Below are 19,208 nucleotides of genomic sequence, written 5' to 3' on the forward strand. Positions count from 1 at the left end.
GTGATATAGCGTACTGGACGTTGTCGGGCGCTGTTTTTTGATCGGGAGAGAGCAATGTCGTGTATCGAGCCTGAACAGGTCTGGGATTATATTAAAGCGGAAGCGAGGGCACTCGCAGACTGCGAACCGATGCTGGCCAGCTTTTATCACGCTACGCTGCTCAAGCATGACGACCTGGGAAGTGCGCTAAGCTATATGCTCGCCAATAAGCTCTCGAATCCGATCATGCCCGCCATAGCTATTCGCGAGATTGTGCAGGAAGCGTACAATCAGGACCCGTCGATGATCCAGTCTGCCGCCTGCGATATTATGGCCGTCCGCCAGCGCGACCCCGCCATTGATAAATACTCCACGCCTTTGCTCTATCTGAAGGGGTTCCACGCGCTTCAGGCATACCGCATCGGGCACTGGTTGTGGAATGAAGGCCGGCGCGCGCTCGCCATTTACCTGCAAAACGAAGTCTCGGTTTCTTTTGCCGTCGATATTCATCCGGCAGCCAGAATTGGCCGTGGGATCATGCTCGATCACGCCACCGGGATCGTGGTCGGGGAAACGGCGGTGATCGAAGATGATGTCTCGATCCTCCAGTCGGTAACCCTGGGAGGAACCGGTAAAACCAGCGGCGATCGCCACCCTAAAATTCGTGAAGGGGTGATGATTGGCGCCGGGGCGAAAATTCTCGGCAATATCGAAGTGGGTCGGGGAGCGAAAATTGGCGCAGGCTCCGTTGTGCTGCAGCCCGTTCCGCCGCATACCACTGCGGCTGGCGTGCCGGCCCGCATCGTCGGCAAACCAAGCAGCGACATGCCCTCAATGGAAATGGATCAGCATTTTAACGGCACGGTTCCGGGCTTTGAGTTTGGCGACGGCATCTGACCGCTACTCCTTCACCGCTGCGCCAGCATAACCCAGCTGGCGCCACGCTTCATACACCACCACCGACACGGCATTAGACAGATTCATGCTGCGGCTGTCTGGCTGCATCGGAATGCGGATTTTTTGCTGCGCTGGCAGCGCATTCAGAATGTCTGCCGGTAACCCTCGCGTTTCTGGTCCAAACACCAAATAATCGCCCGGCCGATAGCTTACTGCGCTATGCGCTGGCGTGCCTTTGGTGGTCAGCGCAAAAAGCCGCTGAGGGGCTTCGAGATGCAAAAAAGCGGCATAGTTGTCGTGATGCTTGATCGAGGTAAATTCATGATAATCAAGGCCAGCCCGGCGCAGGCGCTTGTCATCCCACGCAAAGCCAAGCGGTTTGATGAGGTGCAGCTGGAAGCCCGTATTAGCGCACAGGCGAATGATATTCCCGGTATTGGGTGGGATTTCAGGTTCAAATAAAACGATATTCAGCATCGACAACGGCCCTCAGTAGCGAGGGCCGAAGCATAGCAAATAATCAGGCTTTGCTGGAATAGAGCGGTAGCCACATTGTCAGACGCAGGCCGCCAAGCGGGCTGTCATCCGCTTTAACCCAGCCCCGGTGCTGTTGGATGGCGGTATCCACAATCGCCAGCCCCAGCCCCGTGCCACCGGACTCTCTGTCGCGCGCTTCATCGGTGCGGTAGAAAGGCCGGAAAATCTGCTCGCGATCTTCTGCGCTCACGCCCGGACCATCATCATCTACGTGAATGGTAATCCCCTGTTTATCCACGGAAAAACTGACGGAAATTTTTGAGTGGGAGTAGCGCAGCGCATTGCGGACAATATTCTCCAGCGCGCTGTCCAGCGCGCTGGGGTTGCCGTAGAGCGGCCACGGACCAGGCGGATACGGCACCTCCAGCGTTTTGCCCATCTGTTCGGCTTCAAACTTTGCATCGTCCAGCACGCCGGACCAGAGATGGTTAGCCTTCATCGCCTCGCTCACCAGCGCATTTTTATGCTGCGTCCGGGAGAGCACCAGCAGATCGTTAATCATGCCGTCCAGACGCTGAGCCTCCATTTCGATGCGCTGTAACTCTTTGCCCTCTCCCTGACGCCGCCGCATCAGGGCAGTAGCCAGCTGAAGGCGAGTCAGCGGCGTGCGCAGCTCGTGGGAGATGTCCGACAGCAGGCGTTGCTGACCGGTCATCATCCTCTCCAGCGCGCTAACCATCTGGTTGAAGCTGGCGCCGGCAGCCTGAAATTCCTGCGGCCCCGCCTCCAGCTCGGGACGCTGCCGCAGGTTACCGGCGGCCACATCATCGGCGGCATGCTTAAGTTTACGCGCCGGTTTCGCCAGGCTCCACGCCAGCCAGAGCAGCAGGGGGGAGCTGATCAGCATGGTGACAATCAGCAGCAGAAGCGGGCGATCGAAGAGCAGGTTGATGAAGTCCAGCTGAGAGCTGCCGGCTGGGCGGATCAGGTAGAGCTGGTAGTTATCTTCCCCGTCCCGAACCGAGAAAGGGCCAACCATTTCAACCCGGCCATATTTCTTTTTTTGCGGATGATCGGAATTATCAGACTGGCCGATAAAGTTACGAATTACCTGCATTTCGCTGTGCTGCGCGCCAATCACCCGGCCTTCGCTGGTGACCAGCAAAAGGCGCTGGCCTGGCGGAGCCCATTTGTCGATAGCGCGAAACAATCTACGCCACCACATCAGGTCGTTGGGCGGGTCCTGCATCAGTTCAGCTTCAACGTGTTGCTCAATCATGGTGCCCTGTCGCTGCTCGTTATCCAGCAGCGGCGTCATCTGACGGGTATCCAGCTTTGGCACCATTAAAACCAGCATCAACACCAGTGCCAGGGTCAGCCAAAAAATGGCGAAGATGCGGGTGGTCAGGCTTGAGATCATGTAGCAGAAACCATCAGGTAGCCACGTCCACGCAGAGTTTTAAACCAGGGATGACCATCCTGACGGTCCGGCAGCTTCCGGCGCAGGTTGGAGATATGCATATCGATAGCACGATCGAAAGGCGTCAGGCGTTTACCCAGCACTTCCTGGCTGAGATGTTCACGGGAAACCACCTGGCCCAGATGCTGAGCAAGCAGATAGAGCAAAGTGAACTCGGTGCCGGTCAGATCGAGCGTCAGGCCGTCAAAGCTGGCTTCCTGACGGCCAGGATTGAGACGCAGACAATCCACTTCCAGCGTAGGAGAACTATTGTCGTGCTGCTGTTGCTGCTCGCTCCAGTTCGAACGGCGTAGAATAGCGCGTATGCGAGCCACCAGTTCACGATCGTTGAACGGTTTCGGCAGATAGTCGTCCGCGCCCAGTTCGAGGCCCAGAACGCGATCCAGCTCGCTTCCTCGCGCGGTCAGCATGATGACCGGCGTTTGATGTTGCTGACGGAGCTCCTTCAGGGTGTCGATACCGTTTTTCTTCGGCATCATCACGTCAAGTAGTAACAGGTCGATAGAGTTATCCAACAGGGTCAGCGCCTGTTCACCGTCGCCGGCAACCAGGACATCAAACCCTTCCATTTCAAGTAATTCTTTCAGTAGCGAAGTCAATTCGCGGTCATCGTCAACCAACAGGATCTTATTCATTTTTATTGCCCTCCGCAGGCAAAATACCGTGAACGAATGCTGTCATTCCATGACTTTACGTAGTTTTACACCGCCTGACGCATGTTTGCAGCTGGCCCCGTAGACTGGCTCTCGTTGAATCGAAAAGTGGAAACCAACCTGGGAGTAAACGATGCGCAAAGTTACCGCCGTCGTTGTAGTTCCGGCGCTGATACTCAGTTTCTCCGCCGCGTGGGCTGCAGAAGTGACGACGACTGACGAGATGCATCAGGACAACGCGGCGACACGCAGTATGACGCAAATTCCGCAGAGTCACATGTTTGATGGCATCAATCTCACTGAACAGCAGCGTCAACAAATGCGGGATCTGATGCAACAGGCGCGTCATGAGCGTTCTCCCATAAGTATTAACGATTTAGAGCAGCTGCACGAGTTGATTATTGCAGATAAATTTGATGAAACGGCCTATAAAGCGCAGTTAAACAGGATTGCACAGGCGGAAGTGGCGCGGCAGGTAGAAATGGCACGCGTGCGCAACCAGATGTATCACCTGTTAACGCCGGCTCAGCAGGACGTTTTGAACCAGAAACACCAGCAGCGCATGAGTGAAATGCGCAAGCTAACGAACATGCAGCAGGCATCATCGCTGCAGGCAGTGAGCAGTACCGGCAGTAACCAGTAACATAGTATCCCTGTTTTTCCTTGCCATAGACACCATCCCTGTCTTCCCCCTCATGATGAGGGGGTTTTTTTTGTCCATCATTTCCCTGTCAATCTAATAAAAACAGCCAATTAAAAAAATCTCTAACGGCCTGTAAAAGTCTTCATCGGCGGGTGGTAATTTAAATTGTTATGTTATATCGTAACATTTCATTGCCAATGATGACCTGGGAAACGTTATGATCATGAAGAAGTCCGCCTTTTTACTCGGTATGGGAGTTTTGCTGAGCAGTACACAAACTTTCGCTCATGCCCATCACCACGGTAAGCCGCTGACCGAAGTAGAGCGCAAAGCAAGCGAAGGGATCTTTGAGGATAAAGATGTGAAGGACAGACCGCTGTCCGACTGGGATGGCGTCTGGCAGTCGCTCAATTCTTATCTGCAGAATGGCGATCTGGACCCGGTACTGGAGAAAAAAGCGAAGCAGGGCGGCAAAACCCTGGCAGAATATCGGGCTTATTACCAAAAAGGCTACGCCACGGATATTGAGACGATCGGTATCGAAAATAACGTCATGGAATTCCATGTCGGTAAAGAGGTGAAGTCGTGTCGCTATGAATATGCAGGATTTAAGATCCTCAACTATGTCTCCGGCAAAAAAGGGGTGCGCTACTTGTTTGAATGTAACGATGCGCAGTCCACCGCGCCAAAATATGTTCAGTTTAGCGACCATATTATCGGCCCACGTCGGTCTCAGCATTTTCACATCTTCCTGGGGAATACCTCCCAGGACGCGCTGCTGAAAGAGATGGACAATTGGCCAACTTTCTATCCCTACGGCATGACGAAAGCGCAGATTGTGGACGAAATGCTTCATCACTAGATTTAAGGTGAGTTTTCTCATTATTGTCTGCTCATTGACCAGGTGTGCATCGTCGCCATTGATGCACACACAATCCCGCGAACGCATTTTTTTTAATGTGTACAAACATGTTACGTTGAGAGACTTTTTTGATAGGGTTCACTTCGCTTATTAATTCTGTCAGGAAGACTCAATATTATGGCTGTTATTCCGCTTATGCCCCCAGGTGGGTTCTCTCTATTAGCAAGGAATCTTCTGGAAGCCCGCCATCGTGGAATGCCGCGTAACATGGCTTCACCTGGTGTTTACTACTGGTTTTATCAAAAAGTACGTAATAAGGGGTCATGGGATTATAAGCAGCAAGGGATAGATTATGCCAATCGACACCGCTATTAAGTGGGGGCACAGGATACTAACGGTTGTTCTGTTGCTTATAGTGATCGTAGGTGGCTTGCTGTGGTATTCCGAAAATGCCCCGCGCGATGATCATTTACTCAGCCAGAAACAGCTGTCAGAAGATGTCTGGCTGTACGTCACGAAATATCAGGATGCGGGAGCCACTGACTCTGACGTTTATCGCTACTATCTGAATAAACGCCTCAGTGATCCGATGACGGTACTTAAGAAAACGGCTCCCTTCCTCCAGGCTGATACCGGTAATGCCCCGTGTTGATCTGAATGCATATGCTGCAAATCCCTGGAAATAGCCAACGCCCCCGCCATCATGGCGGGGCTTTTTTTTGCCTGAAATCCAGTATACTGACGCACTCAACTTACGGGAGTGTGGCATGGAACAACACTACGCACGTCTGGTGAACAGGGCTGCGCTGGCGGCCACCACCCTGGCGTCGCTACTGCTGCTGGTAAAGATTTTTGCCTGGTGGTATACCGGTTCAGTCAGCGTGCTGGCGGCGCTGGTGGATTCACTGGTGGATATTGCCGCCTCGCTCACCAATCTTTTTGTTGTCCGCTACTCCCTCCAGCCTGCTGACAGGGAGCATACTTTTGGTCATGGCAAGGCGGAATCACTGGCCGCGCTGGCTCAAAGCATGTTTATTTCCGGCTCCGCGCTGTTTCTTTTTCTCACGGGCTTGCAGCATATGGCTACGCCAGGCGAAATGCGTGCGCCGCTGGTGGGGATTATCGTTACCATCATTGCCCTGTTTTCTACCCTGGCGCTGGTGACCTTTCAGCGTTGGGTGGTCAAAAGGACCCATAGTGTGGCGATCCGTGCCGACATGCTTCACTACCAGTCTGACGTGATTATGAATGGCGCCATTCTGCTGGCGTTGGCGCTGAGCTGGTACGGCTTTAAGCGGGCGGATGCACTGTTTGCGCTGGGGATTGGGGTGTGGATTTTATACAGCGCGCTGCGCATGGGCCACGAAGCGGTTCAGGCGCTGCTTGACCGGGCGCTGCCGGATGAAGACCGTCAGGCCATTATCGATATCGCTTCCAACTGGCCGGGCGTGCAGGGCGCGCATGATATCCGCACCCGTCAGTCAGGCCCGACCCGCTTTATCCAACTGCATCTGGAAATGGATGACAGCCTGCCGCTGTTTCAGGCGCATAAGCTGGCAGACGAGGTTGAAAAGGCGCTGTTAAGCCGCTTTCCCGGCTCGGATGTGATCATTCACCAGGATCCCTGCTCGGTGGTCCCCGCCGAGCAGGCACAGGGCCTCAAGTTTTAATTTCTTTGAAAAATAAATGGGTTAGCCGAAGGAATGTAGGAAACGTGACGTGGCGCAAAAAAAATAGCTGAATGATGAGTGACCTGAATCAATTCAGCTTCCTGGCTTTGATATACTATTGCCATCATTAGTCGGTAAGCTCGCCCTCACGCGTCGACCTTCCACGGCGTTCAGAATTCTAATTTGCATCAACAAGTTCAGAGGTTGTCATGATTAAAAAAATCGGTGTACTGACAAGCGGCGGCGACGCGCCAGGGATGAATGCAGCCATCAGGGGCGTGGTGCGCGCCGCGCTGAGTGAAGGTCTGGAAGTGTGCGGTGTTTATGATGGTTACCTGGGTTTGTACGAAGATCGCATGGCTAATCTGGACCGTTACAGCGTTTCTGACATGATCAACCGCGGCGGCACTTTCCTCGGCTCGGCGCGTTTTCCCGAGTTCCGTGAAGAGCATGTGCGCGCCGTTGCCATCGAGAATATGAAAAAGCGCGGCATTGATGCGCTGGTGGTTATTGGCGGTGACGGCTCCTACATGGGCGCGAAGCGTCTTACCGAGATGGGTTTCCCCTGTATTGGCCTGCCGGGAACCATCGATAATGACGTAGCCGGAACGGATTACACCATCGGCTACTTTACGGCGCTGGAAACCGTGGTAGAGGCGATTGACCGCCTGCGTGACACCTCTTCATCTCACCAGCGTATTTCGATTGTTGAAGTGATGGGGCGCTACTGTGGCGATCTGACGCTGGCGGCAGCAATTGCCGGTGGCTGCGAGTTTATCGTGCTGCCGGAAATTCCTTACACCCGCGAAGAGCTGGTAGGGGAGATCAAAGCCGGGATCGCCAAGGGGAAAAAGCACGCCATTGTCGCGATCACCGAACACATTTGCGATATCGACGATCTGGCAAAATATATCGAAGCGGAAACCAAACGCGAAACGCGCGCAACGGTGCTGGGTCATATTCAGCGCGGCGGAGCGCCGGTGGCGTACGACCGTATTCTTGCTTCCCGCATGGGGGCTTATTCGATTGAGCTGCTGTTGAAGGGCTACGGTGGCCGCTGCGTCGGTATCCAGAACGAGAAAATGGTGCACCACGACATCATTGATGCGATAGAAAATATGAAGCGTCCCTTCAAAGGTGACTGGCTGGATACGGCTAAAAAGCTTTATTAATAAAAACAAGGCGCTGAAGCACGGCGCCTTTTTTATGGCGCTCTATATTCCATTTGGTTATGAAAGCTTTGTTTTAATTCTTTAATTCAAGATTAAGTTTGTGTCAGGCTCTCTTACAGAAAAAACTTTGGGAGAGAGTAATGAAGAAGTGGAGCGTGGGATTAACCCTGTTGCTGGCCTCAACCAGCGTGTTGGCAAAAGATATTCAGCTGCTGAACGTGTCGTATGACCCAACGCGTGAGCTTTACGAGCAGTATAACAAAGCCTTCAGCGCGCATTACAAGCAGGAAACCGGCGATAACGTGGTGGTCCGTCAGTCTCACGGCGGGTCAGGCAAGCAGGCTACTTCGGTAATCAACGGTATCCGTGCCGATGTTGTCACGCTGGCGCTTGAGTCGGACGTGGACGCCATCGCCGATCGTGGCCGCATTGATAAAAACTGGATCAAGCGCCTGCCGAACAACTCTGCTCCCTATACGTCGACCATTGTTTTTCTGGTCCGCAAAGGCAACCCTAAACAGATCCACGACTGGAATGATTTAATCAAACCGGGCGTTTCGGTGATCACGCCAAACCCGAAAACTTCAGGCGGCGCGCGCTGGAACTATCTGGCGGCGTGGGGCTGGGCACTCGATCAAAATAATGGCGATCAGGCCAAAGCCCAGGCTTATGTAAAAGCGCTGTTCAAGAATGTTGAGGTTCAGGATTCTGGCGCGCGTGCTTCGACCAATACCTTCGTTGAGCGCGGATTGGGCGACGTACTGATTGCGTGGGAAAACGAAGCTTATCTGGCGGTAAACAAGCTGGGTAAAGACAAGTTTGATATCGTCACCCCTAGCGAATCCATCCTGGCGGAGCCTACCGTTTCGGTGGTTGATAAAGTGGTTGATGAGCGCGATACCCGCAAAGTGGCCGAGGACTACCTGAAATACCTCTACTCGCCGGAAGGGCAGACTATCGCCGCGGACAACTACTACCGTCCTCGCGATCCTGAAGTGGCGAAGAAGTTCGCCAACACTTTTGCACCGGTTAAGCTGTTTACCATTGACAGCAAATTTGGCGGCTGGACTAAGGCGCAAAAAACGCACTTCGCCGACGGCGGCACCTATGACCAGGTGATGAAGCCCGAGTAATATTGTCCGGGCGGCGAGGCAAATTCGCCGCCCGGGTGACTTAACCCAAACGTTTTCCCCTCTCCGTTATCCCTTTCTGAACGCGATACTCCACAAGCAGAAAAATGGTCACCGCGATTGATTATTTGACATGATCTTCACCAACCGTTCGTTTACATTACGCACAGGTAATGACCAGAGGTTTCGATCATGCAGGGGCGAAAGCGTGTCCTGAGCGTATTAGGATTAGCGGGAATAATATTGACGGCCGGATGTGCCTCTATCGCATTGAATTACAAAAATAATTCTGACGCGCTGTGGAAGATAGTCAGTCAAAAATGCGTTCCTGATCAACAGCAAAATCATCATCCTGCGCCCTGCCGTTTGGTTGATCTGCGCAATGGCTTCGTGGTGCTAAAAGATCGTGAAGGACCTCTGCAATTTTTGTTAATGCCCGTTGAAAAAATCACCGGTATTGAGAGTCCGACATTACTCAATCCCGCTACCCCGAATTTCTTTGCCGAGGCCTGGCTTTCACGTCATTACATGGAAGAGAAACACGGTGCGCCGATTGAAGATACGTCGGTTGCTATAGCCATCAATTCGCTGCGGGGAAGAACCCAGAACCAGCTGCATATCCACATTTCCTGCCTGCGGCCGGATATTCGCCAGCGCCTGGACAGCCTGAGCCCAACCCTGACCAGCCTGTGGCAGTCTGCGCAGCTGGCGGGTCATGACTATCAGGTACGTACGGTGACGTCGGATGACATCAAAAAGATTAGCCCGTTTCTCCGTATCGCCAACGAGCTACCCGGTGCCCGGGAAGAGATGTACAAATACGGTATAGCCATTGCCGCGTTACCGGACGGCCGTCGTGTGATGATGGTGATCAAACGGAATCTGCTGCTGCTCAATAAAGGCTCTGCCGAAGAGTTGCAGGACCACAGTTGCAGCATTCTGAAGCTGAAACCGTAAAGGGCAACGGGCGTTGCCCTTCAGAAACGGCGGGAAGACTCAGGCCTGTTGCGTGGCCGACTCCGGCTTGTCATCCTTGTACTTTGCTGTGGCAATCCAGGCTGCGCAAAACAGCGTCAGACGCGCAAAGAAGTAGAAAAATGCCATCAGTCCCAGCACGGACCCGAAGGCCGCGCCGGAGGGCGACGACGCCAGCTTAGGCAAGGTTAGCGTCATAATAAATTTAATCACTTCAAAGCCAATTGCCGCCAGCAGCGTCCCGCGAAATAACGCTTTCTTACGCGGCTTGTGGCGCGGCAGAATCCAAAAAATCCACAGAAACAGCAGATAGTTAGCCAGGATCGAAATCGACAGCGCGATCAGCGTCATTGCCGGTCTGAGCCACTCAATGCCTTCCAGCCCCAGCGCCCGGACAATGGCCGCCTGCGCTGCGCCGGCGACAGAAGTCAGGGACAGCGTGACGATCAGCGCCAGCACCAGCCCGGTTAGCGAGATAAAGTCGCGGGTATATTTAAACCAGACTTTCTCTTTGTCCTTCTCTTTACGCTCCCAGACATCACGCGACTGGGCGCGGATCGCTTCGCGTAGATTGCCCATCCAGCTAATACCTGAGTAGAGGGCGATAAACAGCCCGGTCAGCCCAACCGTGGTGCGCTGTTGAATCGCCGTGTTGACGGTGTTTTTCAGCGTCGAAGCCAGCGAGGGATCGCTGATATTATTAACGATCTTATTGATCAGTTCGGTCAGCAGATCCTGATTAGATGCCAGCACAAAACCGACGGCGGCAAATGAGACCATCAGAATCGGGATCAGCGACAGAAAGGAGAAATAGGTAATTGCCGCGCCAAACTGACTGCCGAGCCGGTCGTTAAAGCGTTCACCTGCGCGGATGAAGTGCGCGACGGACGGGATAGCCTGAAACCAGCTAACCAGTCTTGAAATGCGGGTGATGGATTTGTCGACGGTTTCGTTGCCCGTTTTAATATTGATCAGCGGCTTTTGCTTATCAGCGTGCTGGATTTCAGCGGATTGGTTTTCCTTCATGTCACCTTCTCTGTTTCCTTAAAATACGTGTTTCTGTCTGAAATTATAGTCAGCCAGTCAGGCTATGTACTTTTTCATTGCCTGCGTAAGCCATTCCATAAACACATGAACCCGCCGGGCCAGGTTGCGGCGATGCGGATAGATCAGTGAAATGGGCATCGGTTTCGCCCGAAAATGGGGCAGAACTTCAATCAGCTTTTTCTCTGCCAGCAGCTTTTTCATGCCCTGCACGGGGGCCTGAATGATCCCCAACCCGGCCAGGCAGGCCGCGCGATACGTCTGGGTGCTGTTGACGGTGACGGCACCCCCGGTCTTGATAAAGCGACAACTCTTCCCGTCGTAAAACTCAAATCCCTGAGGATGGCTTCCCAACTCCTGGCTATAATGCACCATCGCATGTTGCTCCAGGTCATCGAGCGTGGTGGGAAAGCCGAAACGGTTCAGATAGTCCGGGCTGGCGCAGTTGACGATATTCACCAGGCCTAGCGGGCGGGCAATCAGCCCGGAATTTTCCAGCGTGCCCGCTCTGATCACACAATCAAAGCCTTCGCGGATCACATCCACCCGTCGGTCGCTGCTGCTCAGCTCCAGCTCAATACCGGGATACTGCTGCAAAAAGCCCGGCAGCAGAGGCAGGATATAATCGGTGGCGAGGCTGACCGGCATATCCACCCGCAGGCAGCCGCTAAGCGTAGCGGGATCGTGCTGAAACAACGAATCCATCTCATCCAGCGTGGCCAGCACGTCCCGGCAGCGCTCGTAATAGACCATGCCATCCTGAGTCAGCTGAACTCGTCGGGTCGTGCGGTGCAGCAGCCGGGTCCCCATACTGTTTTCCAGCGCCTGTAGTTGGCGCGAGAGGCTGCCCTTAGGTAATCCGAGGCTGTCCGCCGCACGGGTGAAGCTCTGTAACTCCGCTACCCTGACAAAAACCTGCATTGCGTGAATTTTATCCATTTGTGCGCCCGTTGTTGTTCCGAACGAAACAGTGAAGCGTATATAGGGACATTTATAGATGATTACGCAGGTAATATCCTGTTTTTTGTCCACAGCAAATGAACCGGAGAGTAAAATGAGCCATAAAATCGCAGTAATCACCGGCGGCAGCCGGGGGCTGGGTGAAAATGCCGCCCTGAAACTGGCTGCTAAAGGCGTTGATATCATTTTGACGTATCGCAACAAGCAGCAGGAAGCGCAGCAGGTTGTACAGCGCATAGAGGCGCTGGGCGCCCGGGGCGTGGCGCTTCAGCTGGATGTTGGCGACAGCCAGCGCTTTGATGCCTTCGTCTCTGAAGTGCAGAAGCTGTTGAAAAATGTCTGGCAGCGCGAAAGCTTTGACTATTTATTGAACAATGCAGGAACGTCGCTGCACGCCGCTTTCGATGAGACCACGGAAGAGCAGTTTGATGAGATGGTGAACGTCCATTTCAAAGGCCCGTTCTTTCTGACGCAGAAGCTGCTGCCGCTGCTGGCAAACGGTGGGCGCATCCTTAATATCTCCAGCGGTCTTGCCCGCTTCAGTCTGCCCGGCTCCAGCGCCTATGCGTCGGTAAAAGGGGCGATGGAAGTGCTGACCCGTTATCAGGCGAAAGAGCTTGGCGCGCGCGGCATTGCCGTCAACGTCCTGGCGCCGGGCGCTATTGCCACTGACTTCAGCGGCGGGATGGTGCGTGATAATCCTCAGGTGAATGCTTTTGTCGCTTCACAAACGGCGTTAGGGCGAGTGGGCCTGCCGGATGACATTGGCGATGCCGTGGCGCAGATCCTCAGCGATGAGAGCGGTTGGATTAACGGTCAGCGTATTGAAGCTTCAGGTGGGATGTTTATTTGAGCCGTCAGGCGAGCAGGTCATCAGCAACCCTCTGCGTGAGGGGGGCTGGTTGCTCTCCAGGGTAACGCCCCTCCGCCCTGAGGGCGCTGGTATTGGCGCGCTCAAGCGCTCAGACCTTCAGCGTACCATCGATGACCGTTACCGTCTGTCCACCAATCCACACGCCGTCCGCTGCGTAAGTGACGCTCAGTCTTCCCGCACGCTGCATCGCCGTACCCTGACGCACCCGGTAGTCCAACTCCACGCCCTGTGCCTGAAGGTAGCGGGCCAGGCAGGCGTTGGCGCTGCCGGTAACCGGGTCTTCGCAGAATGAGCCTTGTTCCACCAGCAGGCCACGCACTTCGTACTGTTCTTCCACCCCGTCCAGCGGCCCGAAAGGCATCACGCCATTTACCTGCGCCTTATGCAACAGCCTTTCGAACTCCACGATATTGGGTTTAATCGCCAGCACCGCCTCGGCCGATTGCATGGGCACCAGCAGCCAGCGAATGCCCATATCAGCCACCATCACCGGCAGCGCGGTTTCCAGCGCATCGCTGTTCAGCGCGCTACTAAGAGGCGCATCGTTGAACCCGGTCAGCGTGGCTTCCGGCGCGGAAAAAGCCAGCGCGCCGTCGGCGGCAATTTTAATTACCACCAGCCCAAGCCCGCACTCCTGCACGATCCGGCCAGCATGTTTTAACGCCACGCCAGCTTCAAGCAGCGCGTGAGCCGTGCCAAGCGTAGGATGACCGGCGAAGGGCAGCTCTAAATCGGGCGTGAAGATTCGTACCCGGTAGTCGGCATCCGGGTTTTCTGCGGGTAACACGAAGGTGGTTTCGGACAGGTTAGTCCAGCGGGCGATAGCCTTCATCTGCTCATCGCTCAGGCCGTTGGCCTCAAGGATCACCGCCAGCGGGTTACCGTTAAGGGGCGAAGAGGTAAAGACATCAACCTGTTTAAATGCGCGCAATAGTGTCATCGCTTACGTCCTTATGGTTGGAATACTGCCAGCGTACCAGGAAATCTGCCCGGCGGAGCTGCTGGCAGTCACAATGTTAAGGCAACAAGGGCGCAAGCCTGTGATGCTTCAGCATCGTCTGTCGTGCTGTCTGTTGTTCACCTTATCTGAAAGCGTTTCCTGGCTTCTTCGGTAACAGGCGTAAACAGGCTGACAAGCGTCCCTTCAGGATCCCGGAACTGAGCCGCCATATTACCCCAAGGCAGCATTCGTGGTTCGTGAACGATGTCCACTTTATCTTTAAGCCTCTCGTATTCCTGCTCCACATTATCAACAAGAAACTCAAGGATGGCGGTACGGTTTGCCCCCGGCTCCGCGCTGCCCGCTTTGAACAGCGCAACGGTTTCAACACTTCCGACAGCGACAGTCGCCACCGGCGTGGCTATCTCGGCAAAAACCGGTGCCAGCCATGTTGCCTTAACTTGCAGAACCAGTTCATAAAAACTGACGACCATTTTCACATCACGGGCAATCAATCGGGTAGACATGAATTTCATAAAAAAACTCCTTCACCGGACGAAGATGTCGCCTGGTTTGTTTAATAGCGTTGGACATACAAGTACGAGCTTTCAGATGAAACGCTCTGCCTGAAATAATCCCGTATAGCCGCCCTGACCGCAGGACTGTAACCTGTGCCAGGCCTCCGGATTGCTGGAAACGCCCTGTTCGAAATCGCTGACCGTTGGCCACCACAGCTGGCGGATAAATGTAATGGTATTATCATCCGGCAGCGGGTGTAATCCCGCATCCGGTATGGCCAGGACATGCCGGAGCGCATTCACACTCTCACTCAGTTCAGACTCATCTTCGTGCCTTAGAAATGTAGCATTTTGTCCTTTAACAACCTGAATGAGTTTAACTGAAATTGGCTGCTTTGATTCCCGCCAGGGCCAGCCGGCTTCGGTGTGCTGGCCGGACTGAAGTACCTCTTCACGCATGAATCCAAGACCGGTATTTTCGACAAAGTTAGGCTCATCAGGCCTGAGATAATTCAGATAGGCGGGATCGGATGACAGGCCGGAAATATCGTGCGCATTCTCAAAGCCCACTTCAACAATCCCGTCCAGCGACTGCTGACCTGCGTCGATAAAAGGTGTGTCAATACGGTGACATTGGATATAGCTGGTAATATTGGCAATACCGCGTCCCCATGTTCCATGCGGGTGACGCCAGTGGTCATGGAAAAAACGCTTCTCAACGTGAGGCAGGCTGCGAATAGTCACAAACATTTTAATGGCACTCATTATTTTTCTCCCGTTGAGACACAAATACTTTGGTTCCCATCAATACATTTGCTGCGCGACAAATGCGGTAATTCAGCATTTACTGGCTGTTTATAACAATATAAACTAACTGTCATAGACTGACAATGTGGAAAATAACTATGGTACGTAAAGCTGAAAACGCCCGGGAACGCTTTGGACGGGCAGCCCTCCAGCTTTTCCAGCAACAGGGTTATGCCGGGACGACCGTATCGCAAATAGCCTCTGCCGCAGGCCTGACGGAAAGAACCTTTTTTCGCTATTTCGTCGATAAGCCGGAAGTGCTGTTCTGGCATTCAGAAGAGATCCAGTCAGGTGTGGTGAGGGCCATTCATGCTGCTGGTGAAGGTAATCCACTGGACATAGCGCTGGCGGCACTGCAAACCATCGGCGAATTTTTTGACGGGAATCGTGCGGAGGTGGCTATCCGACATGCCATCATTGACGCAACGGTTGAGTTTCAGGAAAGGGAACTGATGAAAATGTATCAGCTGGCGGAAGCCATCTCTCTGGTACTGACGGAGCGGGGCGCCAGCAGCTCTCAGGCCAGAATGACGGCCAGTATCAGTGTGACACTCTGGCGACTTGCAATTAATGATTGGCTGGTGGCGAAAGTGGACTGCGCATTTTCACTGACGCTCATGCACACCAGAGCCGCGCTGGAAGAAATAATCATCACCGATCGTTAACGGACGGCAGAAATAGTTACCAGGGCATGATATGAAAATAATGGTTACCAGTGCTCCGGGTTATATTCATTCTGCCGGGACGCCTGAGCTACCAACTGGTGGATATACAATTAAAGCAAGGGTTTACTCATCGATGAAACAACAGGTGGCGCTATGCTGACCCCGAATGCTTTGCTCAAAATGGTTTCACTAAAGACTTGTTATATCATGCTCCGCTCGGTGGTTGTGCCAGCGCGAATACACGAGGCAATGGATGATCATCATCGCTGGCTCTACCAACTTGAAAGCGAAGGAAAAATTATTTTATCGGGGCCAACATTCCTTCAGGATGAATCCCCGGATGCCGGGGTTACCCTGTTTGTTGCAAAAGATTTTGAACACGCCGAAGCGCTGGCGGTACGAGACCCACTAGTGACGTCGGGAGCTGTCACATTTCAAATCAGGCGATGGGAACTTAAAGAAGGAATCCTTCTTGCTAAATAAGCGGTAGTATCATTGCTGGCCTTCATAGCTAACCAAAGTCTTCTGCCCCTCAGTGCCGGTAAAGTACTGGAGATGCGGCGTGTCTGGGAAAGACTGTGTTCTCAGCCTGACCGTATCAGGGGTATTAATAGCCAAAACCTGAACAAAAAAGTGGCGGAACTATGCTGAAAATACTGGGACGAGCCTCGTCAATCAACGTCCGCAAAGTGCTCTGGGTTTGTGAAGAACTGGGTATTACCTATCGTCGTGAAGACTGGGGCGAAGGATTCAAGTCTCCCCAGGAAGCCGCCTTTAAGAGCATGAATCCTAACGCCATGATCCCCGTTATCCAGGAAGGGGAGTTTATTTTGTGGGAGTCCAACGCCATTATTCGCTATCTGGCTAATGCCTGGGGCGGCGGCTGGCTGTATCCTGAGGAGCCCCGCGCCCGCGCCCCGGTCGATCAGTGGATTGACTGGCAGGCTACCGAACTGAATACCTCCTGGCGCTATGCGTTTATGTCGCTGGTTCGCCAGTCCCCGGCGCATCAGGATCCCCGCCTGCTGGCGGCGGCCTGTAAAGGCTGGGCGCACACCATGAGCATTCTTAATGGTCAGCTGGAGCGAACCGGTGCCTATGTCGCGGGCAGCGCATTCTCCCTGGCGGACGTGCCGGTGGGGCTGTCGGTCAACCGCTGGTATGAGACGCCGCTGGAACATCCTGACCTGCCCGCGGTTCGCGCTTACTATGAGCGGCTGACCGGGCGTAAAGGTTATGCCACCTGGGGACGCAACGGTACGCCTTAACCTCACATTATACCCGCGTCGAGCCCGCTGAGTTCGCAGGCCAGCGCTCCGGTTCGCTTGAGCGCCCAGGTGTAGCGTTCGTCAAAGGGATAGCAGCAGGAGAGGCGCAGCGCGCTGTTGCCGCGTTCGCTCAGGGTATAAAGCGCTCCCGGCGTCAGGCAAATCTTCTCCTGAAGCAGCCGCTGAAACAGCTCTACGGTATCCACCGCGGTCGGCAGCTCGACCCAGAAAACAAACCCCCCGCTGGGCTGCGTAGCCTGCGTTCCCTGTGGAAAGTGGCGGGCGATCAGGCCGCGCGCCTCATCCAGCTGTGCGGCATAGCGGCGGCGCAGCGTGCGCAGGTGATGGTCGTAGCCGCCAGACGCCAGAAAATGCCCCAGCGTTTCCGAAAGCAGGCGTGATTCGGCCAGCGAGGAGACTGATTTGAGCCTCGCCAGCTCTTCACTGAAGCGCCCGGCAGCAATCCAGCCGATATGGAAATCCGGCGCCACCGTTTTGGTAAAGCTGGCGCAGTGCAACACCCAGCCTTCGCTATCGAACGCTTTAACCGCAGGGGAGAGCGGCCAGCAGAACTGTAGCTCGCCGTAGAGCCCGTCCTCAATCAGCGGAACCTTGTGTTGATTAACCAGCTTCGCCAGGCGTTTTTTATCTTCCAGCTTCATGCTGCAACCCAGCGGATTCTGCACGTTAGGCATGGCGATCAGCGCCTGCAAGCGTTTCTCTCTCAGCAGCAGTTCCAGCGCATCCAGCGAAAGCCCGTGCTGGGGATCGGTTGGGATTTCCAGCACCTTCAGCCCGAGGCTAGCCAGCAGAGGGAAGAGATAAAAATAGGTTGGCGTCTCGACCCCTACGCAGTCACCTGGCTTTGTCACGGCCCGCAGCGCCAGCTGGAGCGCCTCCATACAGCCATGCGTCAGGGTAATGTCTTCGGCCGTCAGCGCCATGCCCAAATCCATTGAACGCCTGGCGATTTCTCGCCTTAGCCGCTGGCTACCCGGCGGCAGAGCATAACGGCCAATCAGCTCCGGCTCTCTTCGTAGCAGCGAAGCCATAATGCGGCTGATCTTAGCGGTAGGAAAGAAGTCGCTGTTTTGCGGGCAGGCCAGCGAGATATTGGTATAGTCTGCGTGGTTCTGCGCGGCAAAAACGGCCTCGATCAGTTCCAGCTTTTCACTGCCCGGCGAGCGGACTTTCGCCTGTCGGTCGCCGCTGATTTTGACCGAGGGAAGCTGTCCGCGCACATAATAGCCCGACTGCGGTCGTGCTTCGATCAGGCCGCGATCTTCAAGGATTCGGTAAGCCGTCAACACCGTATTGATGCTGAGCTGGTGGCTGCTGGCGCAGCGGCGTATAGCCGGCAGGCGGCTGCCGGGCAGGAAAGTGCCGTTGTGAATAGCCTCCGCCAGCGATTCGGCCAGCCGGTGATAGAGCGTACTTTCCTGAGCGTCAATGATGGACACAGTCGCCTGCCTGAGTGATGGGTACAGTTAAAGTGATTGGAGCATTGTACTCATTACAATAGTGTATTTCTGAATCTGTTACCATTACTCCAGCCGCTCTACCATGGTGTTCTCATTTGTCAGCAGGACACAACCATGCTCGATCCCTCTTTTTTCAGTTATGTCACCGTGATGTCGATTACGCCAGGCCCCAACAACCTGATGCTGGCTACCTCTGGCGTCAATTTTGGGCTGCGCCGCACGCTGCCCATGCTGATGGGTATTTTGGTCGGCTGTGCGATCCAGACGGCGATCGCGGGGCTTCTGCTTGAGGTGCTGCTGGTGTGGATGAGCGCCGTCCGTCTGCCGTTAACCCTGCTCGGAGCCGCCTATCTGTTCTGGCTTTCCTGGAAGATTCTCCGCTCCGGCGCGCCTGAGATGAGGGAGAAAGCCCAGCCCATGACGCTGCTGGGCGGCGCGATGTTTCAGGCTATCAACCCGAAAGCCTGGCTGATGGCAACCAACGTGGCGCTGATGTACACCGTCAACAGCGGTATTCCGGTGGTGATGATCGGTTTTATGGCGCTGAATTTACCCTGCATTCTGATTTGGGCGGCAATGGGCGATCGGCTGGGCAAACATTTGCAGGTGGCGTGGAAGCTGAATTTATTTAATGCCGTGATGGCTATTTCGCTGGTGATGACTACCTGCTGGATGCTGATAGAGGCATTCCGTCAGTAGCAAAAAAAGGGCGG

At 54.3% G+C, this 19,208-nt stretch carries 22 protein-coding genes; 13 read left to right on the forward strand and 9 right to left on the reverse strand.

The genetic code is table 11. From position 1 onward, the window contains the following. Nucleotides 1-54 precede the first annotated feature (54 nt). A complete protein-coding gene (gene cysE / locus NG99_RS03695; protein ID WP_034888526.1) occupies nucleotides 55-876 on the forward strand; it encodes a serine O-acetyltransferase in 822 nt (273 codons plus the stop codon). A 3-nt stretch (nucleotides 877-879) separates the two neighbouring features. Here the strand turns inward: cysE and trmL are convergent, their stop codons facing one another. Genes trmL through cpxR form a run of 3 tightly spaced genes read right to left on the reverse strand, consistent with a single transcriptional unit; the run spans nucleotide 880 to nucleotide 3,468 of the window. Then, nucleotides 880-1,353 (reverse strand): tRNA (uridine(34)/cytosine(34)/5-carboxymethylaminomethyluridine(34)-2'-O)-methyltransferase TrmL, encoded by a 474-nt coding sequence (trmL, locus tag NG99_RS03700; protein WP_034888527.1) that lies wholly within the window; start codon nucleotides 1,351-1,353, stop codon nucleotides 880-882. A 43-nt stretch (nucleotides 1,354-1,396) separates the two neighbouring features. Continuing rightward, the gene (gene cpxA / locus NG99_RS03705; protein ID WP_034888529.1) at nucleotides 1,397-2,773 is read right to left on the reverse strand and encodes an envelope stress sensor histidine kinase CpxA; all 1,377 of its coding nucleotides are present in this window, start codon (nucleotides 2,771-2,773) and stop codon (nucleotides 1,397-1,399) included. Then, a complete protein-coding gene (gene cpxR / locus NG99_RS03710) occupies nucleotides 2,770-3,468 on the reverse strand; it encodes an envelope stress response regulator transcription factor CpxR (RefSeq protein WP_034888531.1) in 699 nt (232 codons plus the stop codon). Before cpxR ends, cpxA begins: the two co-directional genes overlap by 4 nt. 151 nt (nucleotides 3,469-3,619) lie before the next feature. Between cpxR and cpxP the strand changes: the two genes are divergently transcribed. The 7 genes from cpxP to NG99_RS03745 all read left to right on the forward strand — a co-directional run bounded on the left by cpxP (nucleotide 3,620) and on the right by NG99_RS03745 (nucleotide 9,920). Further along, complete coding sequence (cpxP, locus tag NG99_RS03715; protein WP_034888533.1) at nucleotides 3,620-4,129, forward strand: cell-envelope stress modulator CpxP; 510 nt, start codon at nucleotides 3,620-3,622, stop codon at nucleotides 4,127-4,129. Nucleotides 4,130-4,346: 217 nt separating this feature from the next. Further along, nucleotides 4,347-4,991 carry a metal-binding protein ZinT gene (gene zinT / locus NG99_RS03720; RefSeq protein WP_034888535.1) on the forward strand — a complete coding sequence of 215 codons (645 nt, stop codon included), beginning with the start codon at nucleotides 4,347-4,349 and terminating at the stop codon, nucleotides 4,989-4,991. Between the two features lie 352 nt (nucleotides 4,992-5,343). After that, a complete protein-coding gene (locus tag NG99_RS03725) occupies nucleotides 5,344-5,643 on the forward strand; it encodes a hypothetical protein (protein WP_052130539.1) in 300 nt (99 codons plus the stop codon). Nucleotides 5,644-5,758: 115 nt separating this feature from the next. Further along, on the forward strand, nucleotides 5,759-6,661 hold the full coding sequence (gene fieF, locus NG99_RS03730; RefSeq protein ID WP_034888537.1) for a CDF family cation-efflux transporter FieF: 903 nt from the start codon (nucleotides 5,759-5,761) through the stop codon (nucleotides 6,659-6,661). 209 nt (nucleotides 6,662-6,870) lie between these two features. After that, on the forward strand, nucleotides 6,871-7,833 hold the full coding sequence (gene pfkA, locus NG99_RS03735) for a 6-phosphofructokinase (protein WP_034888539.1): 963 nt from the start codon (nucleotides 6,871-6,873) through the stop codon (nucleotides 7,831-7,833). 140 nt (nucleotides 7,834-7,973) lie between these two features. After that, on the forward strand, nucleotides 7,974-8,966 hold the full coding sequence (locus NG99_RS03740) for a sulfate ABC transporter substrate-binding protein (RefSeq protein ID WP_034888541.1): 993 nt from the start codon (nucleotides 7,974-7,976) through the stop codon (nucleotides 8,964-8,966). 189 nt (nucleotides 8,967-9,155) lie between these two features. Beyond that, a complete protein-coding gene (locus NG99_RS03745; RefSeq protein ID WP_034888543.1) occupies nucleotides 9,156-9,920 on the forward strand; it encodes a CDP-diacylglycerol diphosphatase in 765 nt (254 codons plus the stop codon). Between the two features lie 39 nt (nucleotides 9,921-9,959). Here NG99_RS03745 and yhjD read toward each other — a convergent pair whose 3' ends face one another. Continuing rightward, nucleotides 9,960-10,964 carry an inner membrane protein YhjD gene (gene yhjD, locus NG99_RS03750; RefSeq protein ID WP_034888545.1) on the reverse strand — a complete coding sequence of 335 codons (1,005 nt, stop codon included), beginning with the start codon at nucleotides 10,962-10,964 and terminating at the stop codon, nucleotides 9,960-9,962. Nucleotides 10,965-11,021: 57 nt separating this feature from the next. Beyond that, on the reverse strand, nucleotides 11,022-11,921 hold the full coding sequence (locus NG99_RS03755) for a LysR family transcriptional regulator (protein ID WP_034888547.1): 900 nt from the start codon (nucleotides 11,919-11,921) through the stop codon (nucleotides 11,022-11,024). A gap of 115 nt (nucleotides 11,922-12,036) precedes the next feature. Here NG99_RS03755 and NG99_RS03760 point away from each other — a divergent pair, with 115 nt between their 5' ends. After that, complete coding sequence (locus tag NG99_RS03760; protein WP_034888548.1) at nucleotides 12,037-12,795, forward strand: SDR family NAD(P)-dependent oxidoreductase; 759 nt, start codon at nucleotides 12,037-12,039, stop codon at nucleotides 12,793-12,795. Between the two features lie 109 nt (nucleotides 12,796-12,904). Here the strand turns inward: NG99_RS03760 and NG99_RS03765 are convergent, their stop codons facing one another. The 3 genes from NG99_RS03765 to NG99_RS03775 all read right to left on the reverse strand — a co-directional run bounded on the left by NG99_RS03765 (nucleotide 12,905) and on the right by NG99_RS03775 (nucleotide 15,039). Beyond that, complete coding sequence (locus NG99_RS03765) at nucleotides 12,905-13,756, reverse strand: PhzF family phenazine biosynthesis protein (protein WP_034888550.1); 852 nt, start codon at nucleotides 13,754-13,756, stop codon at nucleotides 12,905-12,907. A gap of 137 nt (nucleotides 13,757-13,893) precedes the next feature. Then, nucleotides 13,894-14,292 carry a VOC family protein gene (locus tag NG99_RS03770; protein WP_034888552.1) on the reverse strand — a complete coding sequence of 133 codons (399 nt, stop codon included), beginning with the start codon at nucleotides 14,290-14,292 and terminating at the stop codon, nucleotides 13,894-13,896. A 72-nt stretch (nucleotides 14,293-14,364) separates the two neighbouring features. Next, nucleotides 14,365-15,039, reverse strand: a complete 675-nt coding sequence (locus NG99_RS03775; RefSeq protein ID WP_034888556.1) for an EthD domain-containing protein — start codon at nucleotides 15,037-15,039, stop codon at nucleotides 14,365-14,367. Between the two features lie 140 nt (nucleotides 15,040-15,179). Here NG99_RS03775 and NG99_RS03780 point away from each other — a divergent pair, with 140 nt between their 5' ends. The 3 genes from NG99_RS03780 (at nucleotide 15,180) to NG99_RS03790 (ending at nucleotide 17,014) form a co-directional block, all read left to right on the forward strand. Beyond that, the gene (locus tag NG99_RS03780) at nucleotides 15,180-15,746 is read left to right on the forward strand and encodes a TetR/AcrR family transcriptional regulator (RefSeq protein WP_034888558.1); all 567 of its coding nucleotides are present in this window, start codon (nucleotides 15,180-15,182) and stop codon (nucleotides 15,744-15,746) included. A gap of 153 nt (nucleotides 15,747-15,899) precedes the next feature. Beyond that, complete coding sequence (locus tag NG99_RS03785) at nucleotides 15,900-16,229, forward strand: YciI family protein (protein WP_052130540.1); 330 nt, start codon at nucleotides 15,900-15,902, stop codon at nucleotides 16,227-16,229. Nucleotides 16,230-16,390: 161 nt separating this feature from the next. Further along, nucleotides 16,391-17,014 (forward strand): glutathione S-transferase family protein, encoded by a 624-nt coding sequence (locus NG99_RS03790; RefSeq protein WP_034888561.1) that lies wholly within the window; start codon nucleotides 16,391-16,393, stop codon nucleotides 17,012-17,014. Nucleotides 17,015-17,016: 2 nt separating this feature from the next. Here the strand turns inward: NG99_RS03790 and NG99_RS03795 are convergent, their stop codons facing one another. Then, nucleotides 17,017-18,474, reverse strand: a complete 1,458-nt coding sequence (locus tag NG99_RS03795; RefSeq protein WP_034888563.1) for an aminotransferase-like domain-containing protein — start codon at nucleotides 18,472-18,474, stop codon at nucleotides 17,017-17,019. A gap of 135 nt (nucleotides 18,475-18,609) precedes the next feature. Here NG99_RS03795 and NG99_RS03800 point away from each other — a divergent pair, with 135 nt between their 5' ends. Beyond that, a complete protein-coding gene (locus NG99_RS03800; RefSeq protein ID WP_034888565.1) occupies nucleotides 18,610-19,194 on the forward strand; it encodes a LysE family translocator in 585 nt (194 codons plus the stop codon). Nucleotides 19,195-19,208 lie beyond the last annotated feature (14 nt).

The sequence above is a fragment of the Erwinia typographi genome (assembly GCF_000773975.1).
Classification (GTDB): domain Bacteria; phylum Pseudomonadota; class Gammaproteobacteria; order Enterobacterales; family Enterobacteriaceae; genus Erwinia; species Erwinia typographi.